The following is a 2,887-nucleotide window of genomic DNA, read 5'->3' as shown; positions in this document are numbered from 1 at the left end:
GCATTGCCGCCGCTAGACGTTATGACCGTGGTCTGAGCGGCGGCCCGTCCTTAGTCTTTGCAGCTGTAAGCAAACGGGGGTTGCTCGGGAATGCCGAGCCGAGCCCCAGCAAAGGAAGGACGAGCCATGGCAGAAGATAAGGATTTTTACGTCTGTGTCGACGTTTCGAAAGCCAAGCACGCGATTGCGATTGCGGAGGGTGGCCGGGAGGGGGAGGTCCGCTATTTCGGCGAGATCGAGGCGACACCGGCGGCGGTGGAACGCTTCGTGCGTAAGCTGGAGCGCAAATATCCGCGCCTGCATTTCTGCTACGAGGCCGGCCCAACCGGCTACGGGCTTTGTCGCCAGCTCGTTGAGCTCGGCCACCGCTGCGATGTCGTTGCGCCGTCGCTGATCCCGAAGCGCCCGGGCGAACGCGTCAAGACGAACCGACGCGATGCGGTCACCCTGGCACGGCTGCTGAGGGCGGGGGAGCTGACCGGGATCTGGGTTCCCGACGCAGTGCATGAAGCGGTGCGCGATCTAGTGCGCGTTCGGAGCTCGGCGAGCGAGGATCTGCGCAAGAAGCGCCAGCAGCTTCTGTCGTTCCTGCTGCGCCATGGCCGGGTCTTTAGCGGACGCAAGAATTGGGGCCCGGCGCATGCCCGCTGGCTGGCGGCGCAGAAGTTCGACCATCCGGCCCAGCAGATCGTGTTCCAGGATCAGGTCGATGTGATCACCGATGCGCAGAACCGGCTGGAGCGGCTCGATGCCCAACTCGCCGAGCTGGTGCCGAGCTGGTCGATGGCGCCGGTGGTGGCGGCCTATCAGGCGCTGCGTGGTGTCTCCTTCATCGTTGCCGTCACCTTTGTCAGCGAAGTCGGCGATGTGCGCCGTTTCGACAATCCGCGGCAGCTGATGGCCTTTCTCGGCCTGGTGCCGTCGGAGCGGTCAACCGGCGAGACGGTGAAGCGTGGCGGCCTGACGCTTGCCGGCAACCGCCGCGCACGCCGCGTCCTGGTGGAGGGCGCCTGGAGCTACCGCTATCCGGCCCGGGTGACGGAAACCATTCGCATCCGCCTCGAGGGCCTGCCCAAGGCGGTTCGCGAGATTGCCTGGAAGGCGCAGACCCGACTGTGCGCCCGCTACCGGCGCCTGACGGCCTCTGGCAAGAAGAGACCGATCGTCGTGGCGGCGATCGCCCGCGAGATGGCGGCTTTCCTGTGGGCCATCGGCCACCAGGTTGAGCCGGTGCGCTGAAGATGCGGTGCGCTTCCCCCGTGAAGATTGAGCTTCCAGCAAACGCTCGTCTCCCACGGGCGCCGCCGGATTGAAGCTAATTGAACGGCTTCAATCCGGCGGAACAACCGGGACAGCACGGAGACGGGATGTGGCCACGGTGGGGAATTCCCGCGCTAGCTATGTGGCTGGGCAACGGCCCAACGCCCGACTCTAGACAAGGATAGCCCAAGACGGATTACGGAAGTGCGGTAGCCAACCCGCGGATAAGAGCATGATCGACCGTCGTCTCAAGGGCTCATCCCGTCCCCGTGCTGTCCATCAACGGCAAACATCCTGTGGCAAAGACATGGGGCGGAAAAGTTCATCTACCACGCTTGACCACGGTCATAAGAGCTAACAAACGCTACGGAATGAAGAAGGGCAAGTAGTCTGGTGGAAGGAGTAGGGCCTCCGTCCACTTGCTATGCATCGGAATGTGCATATATTGTGCATATGAGAGGTCGGAGATTTGTCATGGCCCACGCACAGCTCGCACATTCCACGGTGATTTCCGGCTTTGTCGATAGCCTGCAGGAGCCGCGCACGCCTTATATCTCGCCGAAGCGCCTGTCGCAGGCGCTGGGCGTGAAGGTGGCCAACTTGGCCCAACTGACCGGTGTCCACCGCAACACGCTCCGCAATCCCTCATCGGAGCGCCTGCAGGGCCGGATGCGCGAGATGGTGAAAGTGATCTCGGCGGCGACGGAACTCACCGGCGACGTCAACAAGGCGATCTTTTGGTACCGCAATGAACCGATCGCCGACTATGGCCATCGTACCGCAGCCGAGCTCGTCGCGGGCGGCCAGGTCGAGGCGGTTCTGGCCTTTATCCGGGATCTCGAGAATGGTGCGCGCGGGTGAGGATCACCCGCATCGGTCCAGACGAAATCTTCCATCGCTATCTGAATCCCAAATGGGCTTTCCTGCCCACCAGCGGTGCAGGCGCAGCGATGGACGGCGGTCGTTTCAACCGGCCAGGCATCGAAGCACTTTATCTGTCGCGTGCGACCCAGACGGCGCTTGATGAATACAAGCAGGGAGCCAGCATCACCCCGCCCGCCACCCTTGCCGCTTACAAGATCACGCTCGCCGAGGTAGCCGACCTTTCGCAGGGTTTCGACCCGGACATCTGGGACGGCCCGTGGAAGGAGTGGGATTGTGCCTGGCGCAAGGTCGCTCGCATCGACAAGAAGATCCCACCATCGTGGAAGCTCGCGGATCTGGTCATCACCGCCGGACTTCGCGGCATCCTGTTTCCGTCGCTGCGTCACGCCGGCGGCACCAATCTGGTGATCTTTCCGGCCAATCTTGTCGACAGCGACCATGTCGCGGTTCACGATCCCGATCAACGGTTGCCGCACGACCAGTCGTCCTGGTGCTGAGTTATCGACCGTCTCTGGGATCGCAACGCGACGACGTCCCCCGTCACGGCGCTTGGTCCCCAACGACATCGTCCTCGCCGTCGCCCTCCCCGCTCGCCAGCCCGGCTGGAATATTGCCGGCCAGCAGCTTCTCCTTCGACAGCAGCCCGGCGTCCTCAAGCGCCTCGAAATCCGGTAGCTGGCGCAGCGTGTCGAGCCCGAACTGCGAGAGAAAAGTTTTCGTCGTCACATAAGTATAGGGCGCG

General features: G+C 63.2%; 3 protein-coding genes and 1 pseudogene. 3 read left to right on the top strand and 1 reads right to left on the bottom strand.

Annotation, left to right across the window (positions count from 1 at the left end; translation table 11 throughout):
* Positions 1-126 precede the first annotated feature (126 nt).
* The 3 genes from X773_RS73295 (at position 127) to X773_RS73285 (ending at position 2,642) form a co-directional block, all read left to right on the top strand.
* Positions 127-1,239 carry an IS110 family transposase gene (locus X773_RS73295; RefSeq protein ID WP_023680934.1) on the top strand — a complete coding sequence of 371 codons (1,113 nt, stop codon included), beginning with the start codon at positions 127-129 and terminating at the stop codon, positions 1,237-1,239.
* A 495-nt stretch (positions 1,240-1,734) separates the two neighbouring features.
* Positions 1,735-2,121, top strand: a complete 387-nt coding sequence (locus X773_RS73290; protein ID WP_023680933.1) for a hypothetical protein — start codon at positions 1,735-1,737, stop codon at positions 2,119-2,121.
* Entirely contained in the window at positions 2,118-2,642 is a 525-nt protein-coding gene (locus tag X773_RS73285) for an RES family NAD+ phosphorylase (protein ID WP_023680932.1), read from the top strand. Before X773_RS73290 ends, X773_RS73285 begins: the two co-directional genes overlap by 4 nt.
* Positions 2,643-2,685: 43 nt before the next feature.
* On the opposite strand, the pseudogene X773_RS0140575 reads toward X773_RS73285, so the two are convergent.
* Positions 2,686-2,887: pseudogene (locus tag X773_RS0140575) on the bottom strand (segregation and condensation protein B); the annotation flags it as partial.

Source organism: Mesorhizobium sp. LSJC280B00, assembly GCF_000502835.1.
Taxonomy (GTDB): domain Bacteria; phylum Pseudomonadota; class Alphaproteobacteria; order Rhizobiales; family Rhizobiaceae; genus Mesorhizobium.
Note: the sequence above shows the minus strand (reverse complement) of the source record. Positions and strands in the feature narration are given on the sequence as shown.

What these genes read in the sequence shown, in the direction of transcription:
- X773_RS73295 (WP_023680934.1), top strand. Translation starts at nt 127, where the DNA reads ATGGCAGAAGATAAGGATTTTTACGTCTGTGTCGACGTTTCGAAAGCC.
- X773_RS73290 (WP_023680933.1), top strand. Translation starts at nt 1,735, where the DNA reads ATGGCCCACGCACAGCTCGCACATTCCACGGTGATTTCCGGCTTTGTC.